Origin of the sequence: Microbispora sitophila (assembly GCF_014892245.1) — a bacterium.
Lineage (GTDB): Bacteria > Actinomycetota > Actinomycetes > Streptosporangiales > Streptosporangiaceae > Microbispora > Microbispora siamensis.
In genome coordinates this window covers 34,858-51,428 of record NZ_JADBGC010000033.1, presented here as the reverse complement: position 1 = coordinate 51,428, position 16,571 = coordinate 34,858, and the positions used below count along the sequence as shown (strand labels likewise).

General features: G+C 72.0%; 11 protein-coding genes. 6 read left to right on the top strand and 5 right to left on the bottom strand.

Translation table 11 applies throughout. The annotated features are described in order from the left end of the window. Positions 1–3 precede the first annotated feature (3 nt). Both IL992_RS40055 and IL992_RS40050 read right to left on the bottom strand, forming a co-directional pair. The gene (locus tag IL992_RS40055; protein WP_193208515.1) at positions 4–2,886 is read right to left on the bottom strand and encodes an AfsR/SARP family transcriptional regulator; all 2,883 of its coding nucleotides are present in this window, start codon (positions 2,884–2,886) and stop codon (positions 4–6) included. 32 nt (positions 2,887–2,918) lie between these two features. Continuing rightward, complete coding sequence (locus IL992_RS40050; RefSeq protein WP_193208514.1) at positions 2,919–5,843, bottom strand: AfsR/SARP family transcriptional regulator; 2,925 nt, start codon at positions 5,841–5,843, stop codon at positions 2,919–2,921. Positions 5,844–7,047: 1,204 nt separating this feature from the next. On the opposite strand from IL992_RS40050, the gene IL992_RS40045 reads away from it, so the two are divergent. From IL992_RS40045 to IL992_RS40035, 3 genes are all read left to right on the top strand, one after another. Next, positions 7,048–8,340 (top strand): helix-turn-helix domain-containing protein, encoded by a 1,293-nt coding sequence (locus tag IL992_RS40045; protein ID WP_193208513.1) that lies wholly within the window; start codon positions 7,048–7,050, stop codon positions 8,338–8,340. A gap of 260 nt (positions 8,341–8,600) precedes the next feature. Beyond that, a complete protein-coding gene (locus IL992_RS40040) occupies positions 8,601–9,173 on the top strand; it encodes a copper resistance CopC family protein (RefSeq protein WP_193208512.1) in 573 nt (190 codons plus the stop codon). Then, complete coding sequence (locus IL992_RS40035; RefSeq protein ID WP_319019127.1) at positions 9,170–11,164, top strand: cytochrome c oxidase assembly protein; 1,995 nt, start codon at positions 9,170–9,172, stop codon at positions 11,162–11,164. The genes IL992_RS40040 and IL992_RS40035 overlap by 4 nt, the downstream gene beginning before the upstream one ends. A 100-nt stretch (positions 11,165–11,264) precedes the next feature. On the opposite strand, the gene map is transcribed toward IL992_RS40035, so the two are convergent. Next, positions 11,265–12,113: a type I methionyl aminopeptidase gene (gene map, locus IL992_RS40030; RefSeq protein ID WP_079319327.1), complete on the bottom strand. Its 849-nt coding sequence runs from the start codon at positions 12,111–12,113 to the stop codon at positions 11,265–11,267. A 43-nt stretch (positions 12,114–12,156) separates the two neighbouring features. Between map and IL992_RS40025 the strand changes: the two genes are divergently transcribed. After that, positions 12,157–12,333: a hypothetical protein gene (locus IL992_RS40025; protein ID WP_260614717.1), complete on the top strand. Its 177-nt coding sequence runs from the start codon at positions 12,157–12,159 to the stop codon at positions 12,331–12,333. Between the two features lie 136 nt (positions 12,334–12,469). On the opposite strand, the gene IL992_RS40020 is transcribed toward IL992_RS40025, so the two are convergent. Beyond that, positions 12,470–12,760: a CBU_0592 family membrane protein gene (locus tag IL992_RS40020; RefSeq protein ID WP_193208510.1), complete on the bottom strand. Its 291-nt coding sequence runs from the start codon at positions 12,758–12,760 to the stop codon at positions 12,470–12,472. 103 nt (positions 12,761–12,863) lie between these two features. On the opposite strand from IL992_RS40020, the gene IL992_RS40015 reads away from it, so the two are divergent. After that, on the top strand, positions 12,864–13,823 hold the full coding sequence (locus IL992_RS40015; RefSeq protein WP_193208509.1) for a LysR family transcriptional regulator: 960 nt from the start codon (positions 12,864–12,866) through the stop codon (positions 13,821–13,823). Positions 13,824–13,988: 165 nt separating this feature from the next. Here IL992_RS40015 and IL992_RS48755 read toward each other — a convergent pair whose 3' ends face one another. Continuing rightward, positions 13,989–15,053 (bottom strand): helix-turn-helix transcriptional regulator, encoded by a 1,065-nt coding sequence (locus IL992_RS48755; protein ID WP_193208508.1) that lies wholly within the window; start codon positions 15,051–15,053, stop codon positions 13,989–13,991. A gap of 116 nt (positions 15,054–15,169) precedes the next feature. Here IL992_RS48755 and IL992_RS40005 point away from each other — a divergent pair, with 116 nt between their 5' ends. Further along, on the top strand, positions 15,170–16,552 hold the full coding sequence (locus IL992_RS40005; RefSeq protein ID WP_193208507.1) for an FAD-binding oxidoreductase: 1,383 nt from the start codon (positions 15,170–15,172) through the stop codon (positions 16,550–16,552). The last annotated feature ends 19 nt before the right edge of the window (positions 16,553–16,571 follow it).

The following is a 16,571-nucleotide window of genomic DNA, read 5'->3' as shown; positions in this document are numbered from 1 at the left end:
CGGTCAGCCGTCTCCGTCGGTGCGCACGCCGTCGAGCAGGGCCAGCTCCGCGCGTGCGAAGCCCACCCAGTATCCCGCGCCGTACTTCTCCGCGGCCGCCAGGGTCTCCGACAGGTGCGCGCGCGCCTGCTCGAAGGCGCCTTTGAGCCGCTCGGCGCGCCCCAGAAGGCCCAGGCACTTCAGCTCCACGCCCCGATGGTGCCTCTCCCGGCTCAGGGCGAGGGCCTTCCGGTAGACGATCGCCGCGGACCAGGGGTCGTTCTGCTTCTCGTGCACCTCGGCGATGCCGATCAGTGCCTCTCCCGTGTGCAGGTCGTCCCCCGCCTGCTTCGCGAGCTGCCCGAGTTCGCGCCACGACACCCTGGCCTCCGCGACGCGGCCGAGACCGAGCTGCGCCGTGCCGATGCCCGTGAGGGCATGCCGCTCGCCCACCGCCGCCCCGATCTTCCTCGCGATCCGGAGCTGCTCCCGCGCCGACACCAGGGCTTCTTCGTGCCGATGCAGCGAGTTGAGCAGCACGCAGAGGTTGCCCAGGGCCCTCATGCGTGCGAAGGAGTCCCCGGCCGTGCGGCGAAGGTCCACCTCGGCGCGCTGGTGGACGAGCGCCTCCTCGTAGCCTCCCGCCGGGCTCAGCCCCAGGGCGACGTATCCGTGCGCGAGGGCCGAGATCTCCTGGTCCTTGAGGCGCTCACCCACGTCGAGTGCCTGACGGCTGAGGGTCACGATGTCGTTGTGGTGCCCGATGAACGTGTAGGGCCATTGACAGGAGAAGCCGAGGTGGGCGCCGGAGCGCGCGAGGGAGGGGACCGGTGAGGCCATCGCCTGGGCCGCCAGGGCATTGATGTTCGCACGTTCTCGCTGCAGCCACGCGGACGCGTCCCCGGCCTCCGTCAGCGTGAACGGCTCGCGGTCGGCGAAGTCGTGCGGGGGGTGCACCCGGTGCGGATCGAGCAGCCTCATGACGAGCCGTACGCTCCGGCCGTACAGGCCGAGGACGCGGTCGAGGGCCTCGTCGCGGTCGCGCTCGTTCAGGCGCCGCTGCGCCAGTTCCATGGCGAACAGCCGCACCAGGTCGTGCAGGCGGAACCGGCCGTGGTCGCCGGGCTCGGCCAGATGAGCGCGGACGAGGCGGGCGACCGCTCTGTCCGCCGCGTCCCGCGGCACGTCGAGCAGGGCCGCCACGACCTCGGGCGTGGCGTCCGGCGTGCGCAGGACCCCCAGATGGCACAGGGCCGCGGCCGCCGCCCGGTCGAGTTCGTGCGGGCTGCCCGCCAGATGGTCGAAGCTGAGCTGGAGGCTCGCGCGGACGGCGACGTCCCCCGATTCCAGCTCGTGCAGCACCCGCCCCTCGCCGCGGAGCCGGGCGTTGAGATCACCGAGACGGGCGTGCCGGTTCTCCGCCAGGCGGGCCGCCGCCAGGCGCAGGGCGAGGGGAAGCCCGCCGCACAGGGCCACCAGTTCGGTGGCGGCGGCGGGGTCGGCGGCGACGCGCTCGGCGCCGGCCAGCTTGGCGAGCATGGTCACCGCCTCGGCGTGCGGCATCGTGCCGAGCGGGACCGCGGCGCAGTCGTCCACGACGGCGAACGACTCGCGACTCGTGACGAGCAGGGCGTTCCCGGCGGGCAGCCCCAGCAGAGGACGGATCTGTTCCGGGCCGGCGGCGTCGTCCAGCAGGATGAGCACGCGCCGGCCCGTCAGGCGGTCCCTGAGCATGGTCGCGGCCTCGTCCGGATCGGACGGGACCGCCTCCGGACGCACCCCGAGGCTTCGCAGGAGCCTGCCGAACAGGTCGAGGAGGTTCAGCCGCCCGACTCCCGGCGTCGCACCGAGCAGGTTCACGTACATCTGGCCGTCCGGATAGTGATCGCTCACCGTGTGGGCGGCTCGCACCGCGAGTGTGGACTTCCCCGCGCCCGCCGTGCCGGTGACCGCCACCACCGCCTGAGGGGCGCTTCCGTCCCAGGGGGAGAGCAGCGCGCGCAGGCGCACCAGCGCCCCCACCCGCCCCACGAAGATCTGCGGGTCGCGCGGAAGCTGACGCGGCCGGCGGTCCTCATCGACGGAGACGACCGCCGTGGGGAGCGGTGCCGCGCCGAGAGAGGGATCCGCGCGCAGGATGAGCTCGTGCGTCCGCCGCAGGGACTCGCCGGGATCGACGCCGAGGCGCTCGGTGAGCAGCGACCGGGCGTCGTGGAAGACCTCGAGCGCCTCGGCCTGCCGTCCGCAGCGGTAGAGGGCGAGCATCAGGAGCTCCCTGGCACGCTCCCGCAGCGGGTCCTCCACGATCAGCCCAGTCAACGTCTCCAGGGCCTCCTGCGGCCGGCCCAGCCGCAGCAGCGCGTCGGCGTGGTCCTCCCGTGCCGTCAGACGCAGCCCTTCGAGCCGAGCCCGTTCGGCCTCGCAGAACGGGCCGGGCAGGCCGCCGAGAGCGGGGCCGGCCCACAGCGCCAGCGCGGCCTCCAGTTCGCGCAGCCAACCGGGGAGGTCCTCCTTGGCCTGGTAGCGGCGGGCCTCCGCGAGGCGTTGCTCGAAGTCCTGGGCGTCGGTACGGCACGCGTCCCGTGCCAGGCTGTAGCCCCTCGCCGACTGGGTCAGCAGCGTGAACGGCCCGCGCCGGCCCCGGTCCGGTTCGAGCACCCGCCGCAGGCCGGCGATGTAGGTGTAGACGCTCTGCTCGGCCGTCTTCGGGGCGGCGCCGCCCCACAGATCGCCGATCAGGCGTGCCTTCGGGACGACCCGGCCCGCCCTGGCGGCGAGCACGCACAGGGCGGCTCGCTGCAGCGGCGGCCCCGAGTCCACCTGCCGGTCCTCCATCCAGGCGGTCACCGGCCCGAGGACCCGGAGCCGGAGACCGGCCTGCCGCACGCCGGATCGATCGCTCGCCATCGTCGGGAGTCCCTCCTTCCGTCGTGTGACGTTCAGCGGCTCAAGGCGAGGTGCCCTGCCTGGGGCTGGGCGGATTCCGAGCCGGGGAAGGCCGCGCGGACGGCCCGCAGTTCGGCCTCCGCATCGCCGCGGAGTTCCTCGTCCCTTGAGGATTGCGCGATCGCCAGCGCCCTGTGGGCGCAGGCCAGGGCCTGCTCCGGCTCGCCGAGGAGGCGGTGTGCTCTGGCGAGCAAGGTGAGGGACCGGCACTCATGGAACCGGTAGCCGATCTCGATCGCGCATCGCAGGCCGCGCTCCAGGCTGGACTTCGCGCTGAGCGGGTCACCGCAATCCAGGTACAGCCTGGAGAGTATTTCCAGACCCACGGTCTCGTGGTAGCGATCTTCCGCGGCATGGGCGAGCGCCAGTCCCTCGCTCAGCAGGCTCAACGCCTCGGCCACCTCGCCCAGCCCGTGGCAGGCATCTCCCCCGATCAGCAGGGAGTGACGCTCGCCGACGGCGGAGCCGATCTCCCTGGCGATCCCCCGCTGTGCCTCGGTGCACTCCCGCGCCTCCGCGTACTGATCGAGCCTCAGGTGGGTGACGGCCAGGTTGCCCAGCGCGCGCATCTCGCCGAACCGGTCCCCGAGCACGCGTCTCAGCTCCAGCTCGGCCCGCTGGTGCGGCATGGCCTCCGAGGCCCGGCCGTAGTGGAGCAGGGCGGAGGAGACCTGACCGTGTGCCAGGGACATGATCTCCGGGTCGCCGGTGCGCTCGCCCACGGCCAGCGTCTGCCTGCTCAGCTGGAGGTGCTCGCGGCGGTGCGCGCCTCTCGACAGCTGCCAGTACAGGGAGAATCCGACGTAGACCCCCATGCGCGCGATGTCGTCGTCCTCGCTCACCAGCGCCTGCGACGCCGCGGCGACGACGTTCGCCAGCTCCTCCTCCAGCCAGTTCCTGGCTTCGCCGAGAGAGCCGAGTTCGACGGGGCGCTGCGGCACGGCGGGCCAGGGGAGCTGCACGCGGTTCGGGTCCAGCATGGTGCTGGCCTGCCGTGCGGTCGCGCCGTAGAACCCCAGCGCTCGCAGGAGGGCGTCCTTGCGGGCCTCGGGCGCGAGGCGGGTGTCCGCCAGCTCGATCGTGTACAGCCGTACGAGGTCGTGCATGCGGAACCGGCCGGTGCCCGCGGTCTCCAGCAGATGCGCGCGTACGAGGCGGTCGAGCGCTCGCTCCGCGGCGTCGGCGGGCTCGTCCACGAGCGCGGCCACGACGTGCGCCGTCACATCCGCCACATGGAGAAGGCCGAGATGGCACAGGACCCGGGACGCCAGCCGGTCAAGGTCGGCCTCGCCACGGGCGAGGCTCTCATAGCTGAGTTCGAGGCTGGAACGCACGGCGGTCTGGCCCGCCTCCAGCTCGTGCAGCGTCCGCCGCCGGTCCTCCAGCCGGCCGACCAGCTCTGTGGGCGTCCACTGCGGCCGGTCCACGAGCCGTGCGGCGGCCAGGCGCAGGGCCAGCGGCAGCCCGCCGCACAGGTCGGCCAGGCGGGCCGCCGCCGCCGGGTCCGCCGCGATCCGCTCGGCTCCCACGAGCTTCGCGAGTACGGTGACGGCCTCCGACCGCAACATGCTGCCGAGGACGAGCTGGACGCAGTCGTCGGCCACCGCGAACGACTCCCGGCTCGTGATCAGCACGCTGGTGCCGGCCGGCAGACCCAGGAGAGCGCGGACCTGCTCGGGCCCCGCCGCGTCGTCGAGCAGGATGAGGGTCCTGCGTCCCTCCAGCCGGTCGCGCAGTATCGCGGCGGCCTCGTCCGCATCGGACGGCACGGCCTCGCCCGGCAGTCCCAGGGCGCGCAGGAGCCTGCCGAGCACGTCGATCGGCGTCAGACGCTCCACACCCGGAGTCGCCCCCAGGAGATTCACATAGAGCTGGCCGTCCGGGAACGCGTGGACGGCGGCGTGGGCCGCGTGGACGGCCAGGGCGGACTTGCCCGCTCCCGGGGCGCCGGTGACGGCGACCACCGCCTGCGGGGCGGCGCCGTCCCAGGGGTCGAGCAGCGATCGCAGGCGGACCACCTCCTCGGCCCGGCCGACGAAGCCGCTCACCGCCCGCGGCAACTGGCGAGGAGGTCGTGGGGACGCCGCATCGGTGCCGGCCGCACCGTCGTTCACCCGGCTGAGCGAGGGGTCGGCCCGCAGGATCAGCTCGTACCGCTCCCGCAGCGTCTCGCCGGGGTCCACCCCGAGCCGTTCTGCGAGGAGCCGTTTGACGTCCATGTACACGTTCAGTGCGTCGGCCTGCCTGCCGCAGCGGTAGAGCGCGAGCATGAGCAGGTCACGGGCGCGCTCCCGCAGGGGAGCCTCGCCGACGAGCTCGGCCAGGGCCGTCGCCGCCTCCTGGTGAAGTCCCAGGCGGAGCAGCGCGTCGGCGCGGTCCTCCCGCGCAGCCAGGCGCAACTCCTCGAGGCGGGCCCGCTCCGCCTCGGCGAACGGACCTGGGACGCCGCACAGGGCGGGGCCCGACCAGCTTCCGACGGCGGCGTCCAGCGCGCGGAGGCAGCCGCGCAGGTCGCCGTCGCCGTCCAGCCGGCGTGCCTCGGCCAGGTGGCGCTCGAAGTCGTCGACGTCCACCTGGACCGGTCCGCGGGCCAGGACGTAGCCACCCGACCGGGACAGCAGGACCGAGTAGGAACCCCGCCGGCCTCCTGCCGGCTCCAGGACCCGCCGCAGCCCGGCGACATAGGTGTAGACGCTCTGCTCGGCGGTGTTGGGCGGCCGTTCCCCCCAGAGCCGGCTGATCAGCGCCTCCTTGGTCGCGACCTGTCCCATCTGCGCGGCGAGCACGCACAGGGCCGCGCGCTGCAGAGGGGGTCCGAGGTCGACGCTCCGCCCGTCGCGCCATGCGGCCAGGGGCCCGAGCATCCGCAGGCGGCAGGGCGAGTGGTCGGACGCTATACGCTCATTCGCGCTATCCATACGTCTGAACTCCACCTGGTAACGGCGTAGATGCATTCTGTGGGTCACCGCGATCGGGTGAAAACGCGCTCCCGCGCCGGTGCGCACGATGAGTCGCCACTGCGCTCGTCGCCACTGCACCTCGGCGGTTCCCCCCAAAACTGCGGCTTCGCGATGTCATCCCCGTGTTCGCCGGTCGCCGGGCACGCCGTCGGGCCCGTTCCGGCAGAGCATCAAATATGCCATCTTGCGCCTAGATATCGTCTAGATGCCTCGGATAATGCGCCGGTTCCAGTTGGCCCGGAATCTTCTACTCACCGGTAAGTCCAACTGCCGCCTCCTTTGACCTGCCCGGATGCCCGGAGGGAGCCGCGGGTCGCGATTGCGGGGAGGCCCGGTTCCGCGGCCGGGAGCGATCCCCGGCGAACGCCGTTTCGTTGGGAAACGCACCGCCGGGGCGCGGGCCGCCACCCGCTCTGACCCCGCTGACCTGCGCTGATCCCGAATCGGCCGGTCGTTCGTCGTTCTCACCGGCCTCGGATGGGACTGCCGGCCGTGTAAGGACGCGAGCGCGGGACGGAAGGTTTCCGCGTAAACGGGCCCGTTCGCCCGTTGTATGACGGTCTGGTGCGCTCGCCGCTTTCATCTCGGGATCGCGGACCGGCCAACCGGCCGCCTTCACAGATCAGGCCGGCGGCCGCCTCCGGTGTTCTCGTGAAGGCCGGCGTCAGCGGAATCCCGGGAACCCTCTCGAATTTTGGCGTCGGCCCGCACCGGTAATTTGAGATCGCGGCCGTTCGATGTGCTTGCAAATGGGAAAGGCGTCAACGCCGGCTGCGGGATTCCAATTCCTGGGGAGGCTCCTTGTCGGAAATCGCGACCCGGACTGTGAGCGGCGTCTGTCGACGACACCGGCTCCGTTCCCCGCTGATCAATCGTCTGCCGCCTGGCCCGTATCAGGCGGACGGCCGTCCCCCGGCGGCGGGGTCGTCCGCCGAGGACGGCGACGTCCTGCTCCGACTGGTGGCCACCGGCTCAGCAGCAGCTGGGATCGAAGACGGCGTATTGGCGGTCGGGAGACGCGGCAGCGCCGTTGGCCGTAGCATTGCCACCAACGGTCACAAGGGCCAAAATCAGGGCGGTAAGTAGATACGAGGCTGGGCGGCGCACGGTGGATCTCCCATCAGCTCAGATTGCCGGGCCTACAATATTTCAGGAGTTGCCAATGGCCGCGCAAGATCTGGTCGGACAGCGCATCAAGGCGATACGGCGACAGCGCGGGCTCTCGCAAGCGCAGTTGGCGCATCCTGAACTTTCCGACAGTTACGTATCTCTCATCGAGAGCGGCAAGAGGACGCCGACGCCGGCCGTTCTCGAGCTGCTCGCCCAGAAGCTCGACTGCTCGCTCACCTACCTCGTCAACGGTGTGACGGCCGAGCAGATGGAGGATCTCGAGGTCGGCCTGAGCTTCGCACGGATGGCGCTCGAGAACGGTGAGGTCGCCGAGGCCCGCCGCAGGTACGCCGAACTGCTCGCGGACAACAACCTGCTGGGCCTCACCGCGCTCCGGGTCGAGGCCCGCTACGGGTATGCCCTGGCCCTGGAGGCGTGCGGCGAGCTCGGTGAGGCGATCTCGGTTCTCAACGAGCTCAACGGCTCCGAGACGGAGGCGATGCCGCAGGAGCGCAAGATCGCCGTGGCGCTGGCGCTGTGCCGGTGCCACCGTGAGCGGGGCGACTTCTCCGCCGCCGTGCAGGTGGGTGAGCAGGCGCTCGCCACCTTCGCGCGCAGCGGCTGGAACGACGAGCTGGTCGAGCTCGGCGCCACCCTTCTGACGGCGTACATGGTGCGCGGCGACCTGCTGCGCGCGGGCCACTTCGCGAACGAGCTGCTGGCCGCGGCCGAGACACTCGGCACCCCGAGGGCGACGGTGGCGTCGTGCTGGAACACGGCGCAGGTGGTGGAGAAGACCGGCCACGGCGAGGAGGGCATCGCGCTACTCGAACGGGCGCTCGCCTTCCAGTCCGAGAACGGCGAGCCCCGCAATCTCGCGCGTGTACGTACGGCGTACGCGGCGATGATGCTCCGGGTTCGTCCCGAGGAGGCGGAGAAGGCGCGTGAGCTGCTCCTGCGGGCCCAACGGGAGCTGGAGGCCTCGGCGAGCAGCACCTTCGACCGTGCGCGGTGCTCCAGCGTCCTCGCGTGGGCGGAACTCGTGCTCGACCGTCCGGACAAGGCGGTGGAGCATCTCCGGGACGCGATGACGCACCTCCAGCACACCAAGAGCGGCCTTCTGCCCGCCGCCAACGTCCTGTTGAGCCAGGCGTACTTCCTGCTCCACCAGGACGGGGACGCGGCCGCGGCGCTCGACTTGGTCACCGGCTGGCTGGAGGACGCGCCGCAGACCCTGAAGGCCGCCGAGGACTGGATGAACGTGGCGGAGATGCGGCGGCGGATCGGCGATGACGAGCAGAGCGTCGCCGCGTACCAGCGCGCGCTGGCCTGCGCCGGGCTCTGACCGCGCCCACAGGCGCCGGGCGCACAGGTTTCGCTCTGCCGGGCCGGAGGCCGCTCGCCTCCGGCCCGGCTCGCGTCCGGCTCTCGTGGAGCGCGAGGACGAGTCCGGGAACCGCGGGCGGATCGATCGGCCCAGGGGTGCCGCACCGAGTGGCCGTGTGGAAGCCGGCCGCGGCGTGATCAGGCGTGTTCTCGGGTTATCCCCAGTCTTCCGATGCGAGGTATGGACCGGACCCCCGCGTCGGTAGCCTGGGAGGTGCCATGAAGAGACCCTTCCTCGCCGCCTTCGCCGCGCTCGTGGCGGCTCTCCTGCTGTGTGCCGCGCCGGTCCTGCCCGCCCAGGCGCACACCTCGCTCAAGAGTAGCGACCCGCAGAAGAACGCCCAGGTCAAGACCTTGCAAAAGGTCACGCTCGAGTTCGCGGACTCCGTTCAGTTCCCGGTCGTGGTCGTCCGCGGCGAGGACGGCAAGCGCTACGAGAAGGGCGACCCGGTCGTCGACGGGCCCAAGGTCACCGAGGCGGTGACCGAGCCGGTTCCCCCGGGTCGCTACACGATCGCCTGGCGGGTGGTCTCTCCCGACGGGCACCCGCTCGAGGGGGAGATCCCGTTCACTGTGATCGGCGACCAGTCCGTGGGGACGGCGACGTCCGCGACGGCTCCCGGCGACACGTCCTCCACGTCCGCTCCGGCGGCCGCCGCGCCCGCGACGGCACCTGCGGCGCAGGCCGATGACGGCGGGCAGGGGGGCGTTCCCGGGTGGATCTGGGCGGTGATCTTCGGGATCGCCGGCATCGGCATCGGGATGTTCCTGAGCCTGCGGAAGAAGCCGTGAACAGGGCGGTGCGCCTGACCGCCGCGGCGCTCTGCGCGGCCGTCGGCGCACTCGTCATCGCGATGGTGCTCGGCGGGGCCGCGACGCCGCGGATCATTCCCGGCCTGCCCGACGAGGGCACCCTGACCCGATGGATGCTGCCGCTGTCGAAGCTCGCGATGGACGTCTCCGGCGTCCTGACCGTCGGTCTGCTGGCCGCGGCCGCGGCGTTCCTGCCCAACGACAAGGGCCTGCTCGGCAAACAGGCGCAGAGTTACGTGAAGGGCGCGTCGTGGTCCGCGCTGGCCTGGGCGGTCGCCGCGGCGGTGGCGCTGGTCTTCAGCCTGTCGGAGACCCTCGGCGCGCCGGTGGGGCAGATCCTCGCCGGCAACGAGCTCACCAGCTACGCCAGCCAGGTGCCGCAGGGCATCGCGCTGACCCTGGTCGTGCTGTTCGCCGTCGCCATCGCACTGTTCGCCCGGGGGGCGATCACGGCGGGCGCCGCAGGGGGCCTGCTGGTCTTCGCGCTCGTGACGCTGCTGCCGCCCGCGCTCACCGGGCACTCCTCCTCCTCGCCCAACCACGGGCTGGCCACCACCTCGGTCGCCATGCACCTGCTCTTCCTCGCGCTGTGGGTGGGCGGCCTCGGGGTGGTCTGCGTTCACGCGCTGCGCGGGCGGCCGCTCCTGGACGTCGCCGCCGCGCGCTTCTCGCGCATGGCGCTGTGGTGCTTCGTCGGCGTCGGCGTCTCCGGGCTCGCCGCCGCCGCCTCGCGCCTCACCTCGATCGGCGAGCTGTTCACCTCGAACTACGGCCTGCTCCTGCTGGCCAAGATCGTCGCGTTCGCCGTGCTCGGGTTCGTCGGCTGGCGCCACCGCGGCCGTACGCTGCCGAGCCTGTCGGCGGGGGAGCCGCACGCCTTCCTCCGCCTCGCCCTCGGCGAGGTCCTGCTGATGGGGGCGACGATCGGCCTGGCCGTGGCGCTGTCCCGGACCGCCCCGCCGCCCGTCGACACGCCGGTCGACCGGGCCTTCGAGCTGCTCGGCTACCTGGTCCCGCCGCCGCTGACGCTCGCGAACCTGCTGGCGCTGTGGTGGTTCGACCTGTTCTTCGCCGTGCTCGCCGTCGTCATGGCCGGTCTGTACGGCGCGGGCGTCGTGCGGCTGGCCCGCCGGGGCGACCGGTGGCCCGTCGGCCGCACGGTCAGCTGGTACCTCGGCGTCGTCGTCCTCGTCCTCAGCACGCAGAGCGGCGTGGCGCGTTACTCGCCCGTGCTGTTCAGCGTGCACATGACCGAGCACATGATCCTGTCGATGCTGGTCCCGATCTTCCTGGTGCTCGGCGCGCCGGTCACGCTGGCGCTGCGCGCGCTCAAGCCCGCCGCCCGCCGGGGCGACCGGGGACCACGCGAGTGGCTCACGGTGATCCTGCACAGCAGGGTCCTGAAGTTCGTCAGCCACCCCGCCATCGCGACCGCGATCTTCGTGGTGTCGACGTTCGCCCTGTACTTCACCCCGCTGTTCGCCGCGGCGATGGAGGAGCACCTCGGTCACATCGCGATGACCGTGCACTTCCTGCTGAGCGGCTCACTGTTCTTCTGGGTGATCATCGGCGTGGATCCGGCGCCGCACAAGCTGCCCCACGTCGGGCGGCTGCTGCTGCTCATGGTGACCATGCCGTTCCACGCGTTCTTCGGGATTGCCCTGATGAGCATGGGCACCGTGCTCGCGTCCGGTTACTACGACCAGCTCGGGCGCACCTGGGGCGTCTCCTCGCTGGCCGACCAGCAGGCCGGCGGCGGAATCGCCTGGGCCTTCGGTGAGATCCCCACGCTGATCGTGCTGCTCGCGCTCGGCTTCCAGTGGTGGCGCGACGACGAACGCGTCGCGCGCCGGGCCGACCGCCGGGCGGACGCGGTCGCGGCCAAGTCCGGTGGCACCGGAGACGCGGAGCTGGACGCCTACAACGACTACCTGGCGAAGTTGAACAGGCGGGACAGGGCCGCCGAGTAGGCCGCCGGCGCCGGCGGGCCCTGCCGCCGCTGACGGCAGAATCCACGCGGCGCTTCGTCCGAACACCGGCGAAGCGCCGCGGTGCCGCCTGCCGAAGCTGCTACGGCAGGGTGAGGATCTCGTGCCCCGTCTCGGTGACCACGATCGTGTGCTCGAACTGCGCGGTCCGCTTGCGGTCCTTGGTCACCGCGGTCCACTTGTCGGGCCAGATCTCGTAGTCGATCGTGCCGAGCGTGAGCATGGGCTCGATCGTGAACGTCATCCCCGGCACCAGCGTCACCGACAGCGAGGGGTCGTCGTAGTGGGGGACGATGAGTCCGGAGTGGAACGAGGCCCCGATGCCGTGCCCGGTGAAGTCGCGGACGACGCCGTAGCCGAAGCGCTTGGCGTACGCCTCGATCACCCGGCCGACGATGTTGAGCTGGCGCCCCGGCGCGACCGCCTTGATCGCCCGCATCGTCGCTTCACGGGTCCGCTCGACGAGCAGGCGGGACTCCTCGTCCACCTCGCCGACCAGGAAGGTGGCGTCCGTGTCGCCGTGCACGCCGCCGATGTAGGCCGTGATGTCCACGTTGACGATGTCACCGTCACGCAGCACGGTGTCGTCCGGGATGCCGTGGCAGATCACCTCGTTGATCGAGGTGCACAGCGACTTGGGGTAGCCGCGGTAGCCGAGCGTCGAGGGGTAGGCGCCGTGGTCGCAGAGGAACTCGTGCCCGATGCGGTCGAGTTCGTCGGTCGTCACGCCGGGGGCGACGTGCTTGCCGACCTCCTCGAGCGCCTGCGCGGCGATCCGGCCCGCGATCCGCATCTTGTCGATGGTCTCGGGGGTCTGGATGTCGCTGTCGCCCTTCTTGGGCTCGGCCTTCCCCACGTACTCGGGCCGGGGGATGTGGGCGGGAACCTTACGGGTGGGCGAGATTCGCCCGGGGCGGAGCAGCGTGGTCATGCGGCCAAGTCTAGTTGCGCGTCAAGGGGGCACGATTATGAGCGTGAGCGATCAATGGTGGTTCTGCCTGAAGCACATGAGCGTCGAGCCCGAGAAGGGCTGCCCGAACAAGGACCGGCTCGGCCCCTACGACTCCCGCGACGCCGCCGCCCACGCCCTGCAGACGGCGGCCGAGCGCAACGAGCGCTGGAGGGAGCAGGACAAGGACTGGGACGACTGATCCCCTGACCCCTTTCCCGGGCCCGGCCCTCCGGAGTCTCTCCCCGGGCCCGGTTCTCCCGTTCGCGTGCCCGGTCTCACCGTGCCCTGTCTCACCGTGCCCGGTCTCACCGTGCCCGGTCTCACCGTGCCCTGTCTCACTGTCCAGTGGCCGGGGCGGGGTCGGCCGCGTGCCGCCGGGCCGTCGCGCGGCGGGCGACGAGCCGGCCGAGCGTCCACACGCCGATGCCGCTCCACACCAGGTTGAGGATCGCCGAGGGCCAGGCCGAGTGGTACGCGCTGTTGATCATCAAGGTGGCCGCCCCGCCGAAGTTGAGCAGCTGGTAGGGCAGCCCGTCCCCGGACATCCTGCCGGACGACACCATCGCGTACGCCAGCAGGAGGACGACGGCGCCCGCGGTGCCGATGATCGTGATGAAGGTGGACATCAGGACGGCTCGCCGCCCACGCGAATGGTCATGATCCGATGATCTGCCTTTGGAGAGTGAAGAGCAAGTGAAGGATTCTTAATCCGAACGTAAGATCTGCTGTATGGATATCGACCCGCGGCGGCTGCGGATCCTGCACGAGGTGTCGCGCAGAGGCGGCGTCATGAAGGCCGCGCAGGCGCTGCACCTCACGCCCTCGGCCGTCTCCCAGCAGCTCGCCCAGCTCGAACGGGAGGTTGGCCTCGCGCTGTTCGACCGATCGCAGCGCAGGGTCACGCTGACCCCGGCCGGCCGGGTGCTGGCGGCGTACGCCGAGCGCATCGAGGAGCAGCTCGCCGAGGCGAGGCACGAGCTCAACCGCTTCGCCGAGCGGCTGTCCGGGCCGGTCACGATCGCCGCGTACCCCACCGTGATCCGGCACCTGCTCGTCCCCGCCCTGCGCGAGCTGGCCGTACGGCACCCGCGGATCACGCCGGTGATCCACGAGCTGTTCGGGCCGGGCGCGGTACAGGAGCTGCGCCTCGGCGGCGTGGACCTGGTCGTGACGGAACGGGACATGAGCCAGCCGGCCGCGTCGCTGCCGTCGATGTCCCGGCACCGCCTCTACGACGACGAGTACCGCATCGTCGCCCCGCCGTCGTGGGACGTGGTGCCCGCCACCGTCGCCGACCTCGTGGACCTGCCGTGGGTGGCCGGAGTGCCCGACCAGGCGTGCGGGCAAGCGCTCGAACGGCTCGCCCAGCTCCACGGGTTCGTCCCGCGCCGCGTGCACCTGATCGCGGAGTTCCCGCCCGTGCTCGGGCTGGTGTCGGCGGGGCACGGGGTGGCGATCGTGCCGTCGCTGGCGCTGCTCGACGTGCCGCCGGGCGAGGTCGTCGTCACCGGCATCCGCGGCGTGGGCAGCCGCAGGATCGAGGCGCTGACCAGGGTGAGCCGTACGACGTCGGGAGAGCCCGACCCGATGCAGGCCGTGGTGATCGAGGTGCTGCGCGAGGCGGCCGAGGCGGTGGACCGGCGGGTGCGCGAGCTCAGCCGGGCCCCGCTCGGCCCGTCCATGCCCTGACGCACCGCCGACCGCACGCACCGCCGGCCGCACGCACCGCCGACCGCACGCACCGCCGGCCGCACGCACCGCCGGCCGCACGCACCGCCGGCCGCACGCACCGCCGGCCGCACGCACCGCCGGCCGCACGCACCGCCGGCCGCACGCACGGTCGGAGGCGCTCGGTCACTCCGGTGGCGTCGCAGGGTGCCCGTGCAGAAGGGCGGCGAGTTCGGACCGGCTTCGGGCGCCGGTCTTGGTGAAGACGGCCTTGAGGTGGTCCTGCACGGTGAACGCCGACAGGAAGAGGACCGAGCCGATCTCCTTGTTGGTGAGCCCCCGCCCGGCCAGCGCGGCGATCTGCCGTTCCCGGGCGGTGAGCCGGTAGGCGTCGGCGAGCAGCTCCATGATCTCGTGCGGGCGCGTGGTCTCCAGGATGACGGAGACCGAATCCTCCCCGAGACGCTCGGCGTGCGCGGTCAGCCACCGTCCGGTCCGGACGCGGATCCGGACGCGATGCGAGGTGGTGGACGCGGTGCGCCGGTGCGCCGCGTGCACCAGCGACGCCAGCGTGTACGGGAGATCGCCGAGGCGGCCGTCGTCGATCTCGTCGAGCAGCCGCCGGGCGGACGCCGACGTGTGCTCGACCACGACGGCGCCGGCCACCCTGCACAGCAGCAGGCCGGGCCCGCCGTCGTCGGCCGGCGGCCGTTCGGAGAGCATCGTGGCCCGGCGCAGCCCGTCGGCGACGACGTGGCTGATCCCGCGCAGGACGCCGAGCTCCCGCGCCGTGAAGTCGGGGACGTCGGTGCCCCGCATCAGGACCATCGCACCCCACACCCGGCCGTCCTGCGCCCGGAAGGCGACGCGGACCTCGTGCCTGACGCCGGACGGGCTCAGCACGTCGCGGAAGCGGTGGCTGCGCTCGAGGTCGCCGTCCGTCGCCTGCGTCAGGGTGCGTGCGACCACGCCGCTGCGGACCAGCTCGCGCATGGTCAGGACGTCCGGGTCCGTCTCCTGCTGCTCGATCTCGGTCAACCGGCCGAGCAGCCGGAACGGCAGTCCTTCGTCGTGGAAGCCGCCGCTGATGTTGTGCGTGTCCGGGTCGATGGTCAGCGCACACCACAGATCGGCCGGAACCACCCGGGTCACCTGGGCGGCCACCGCTCGCTCGAGTGTCAGCGGGGAGTCAGCCCGGCGAGACAGGTCGGCCACCGCCTCCCGTACGTCCCGCACTGTCGCACTTCTCACGGCGCCAGTATGGGCGTGGATCCGACGTCCGAACCATCCCTTACATGAGGGATGCCGCCCGCGCGCCGCCCTGCTCCAGTCTTGGCGCGGTCACCGCGACAGACAGGAGAACTGACATGACCATCGGCGTCCCCGCTCCCGCCCTCGACGGCTTCGAGGGCGAACTGCTCACCCCGCGCCACACGGACTACGACACGGTGCGGCGCATATGGAACGGCTCGATCGACCGCCGGCCCGCCTTCATCGCCCGGTGCCGCTCGACGGCGGACGTGGCCGCCGCGGTGGTCTTCGCCCGCCGCCACGGCCTCCCTATCGCGGTGCGCGGCGGCGGCCACAGCATCCCGGGCTACTCGGTGGTCGAGGGCGGGCTGATGATCGACCTCAGCCTGATGAAAGGCATCGCGGTCCGCGCGGCGGCTCGCCTCGCGGACGTGGACCCGGGGGTCCTGTGGCGGGAGTTCGACGCGGCGGCGCAGGCGGAGGGACTCGCCACACCCGGTGGTGAGATCTCCGACACCGGAGTGGCGGGCCTCACGCTGGGCGGCGGCATCGGCTGGCTGTCCCGGCTGCACGGCCTCGCCGCGGACAACCTCCTCGGCGTCGAGCTGGTCACCGCGAACGGGGACGTCGTGACGGCCGACGACGACACCGACCCCGAGCTGATGTGGGGGCTGCGCGGCGGCGGCGGCAACTTCGGCATCGTCACCCGGTTCACCTTCCGCCTTCACCCGGTCGCTCCCGCGTGGGCGGGCATGGTGATGTATCCGGGAGAACTCGCCTGCGAGGCCCTCCACACCTTCCACGAGGCCGGCGAGCGGGCGCCGCGCGAGCTGTCCCTGGTCGCGGCGCTGGTGTCCGCTCCTGCGGCGCCCTTCGTGCCCGCCGAGGCCGTCGGCAGGCCCGTGGTCGGCATCGCGGCCGCCTACTTCGGCCCGCACGGCACAGGTCAGGAGCTGACCGCGTCGCTGCGCGGCCTCGGACGGCCGCTCGTCGACACCTTCGGGGTGATTGGGTACGCCGGCCTGCAGCGGATGCTCGACGACGCGAACGTCCCCGGGCGGCAGCAGTACGTGCGTTCCGACTTCCTCCATGGCCTGCCGGACGAGGCCGTCGCCGCGCTCGCCCACCACGGCACCCACCCGTCGTCGCCCCTGAACCAGGTGCTGCTCCGCCGTCTCGGGGGCGCCATCGGCGACAGGGACCCGGAGGCGACGGCCTTCGGTCACCGGTCGGCGGACTACATGACGATGATCGCGGCCACGTGGGAGGACCCGGCCGAGGACCCCGAGCGGCACCGCCACTGGGTGAGCGAGACATGGAACTCCACCCGGCCGTGGGCCCACGGCACCTACGTCAACCACCTGGGCGACGAGGGCGGCGGCCGCATCCGAGAGGCGTATCTGCCCGGCAGCTGGAGCCGTCTGACCCGGCTGAAGGCGCGTATGGATCCGGACAACGTCTTCGCGTCGAACCAGAACATCCCGCCCGCAGGCGGCTGAGGCGCCCTTCCCGGAAACG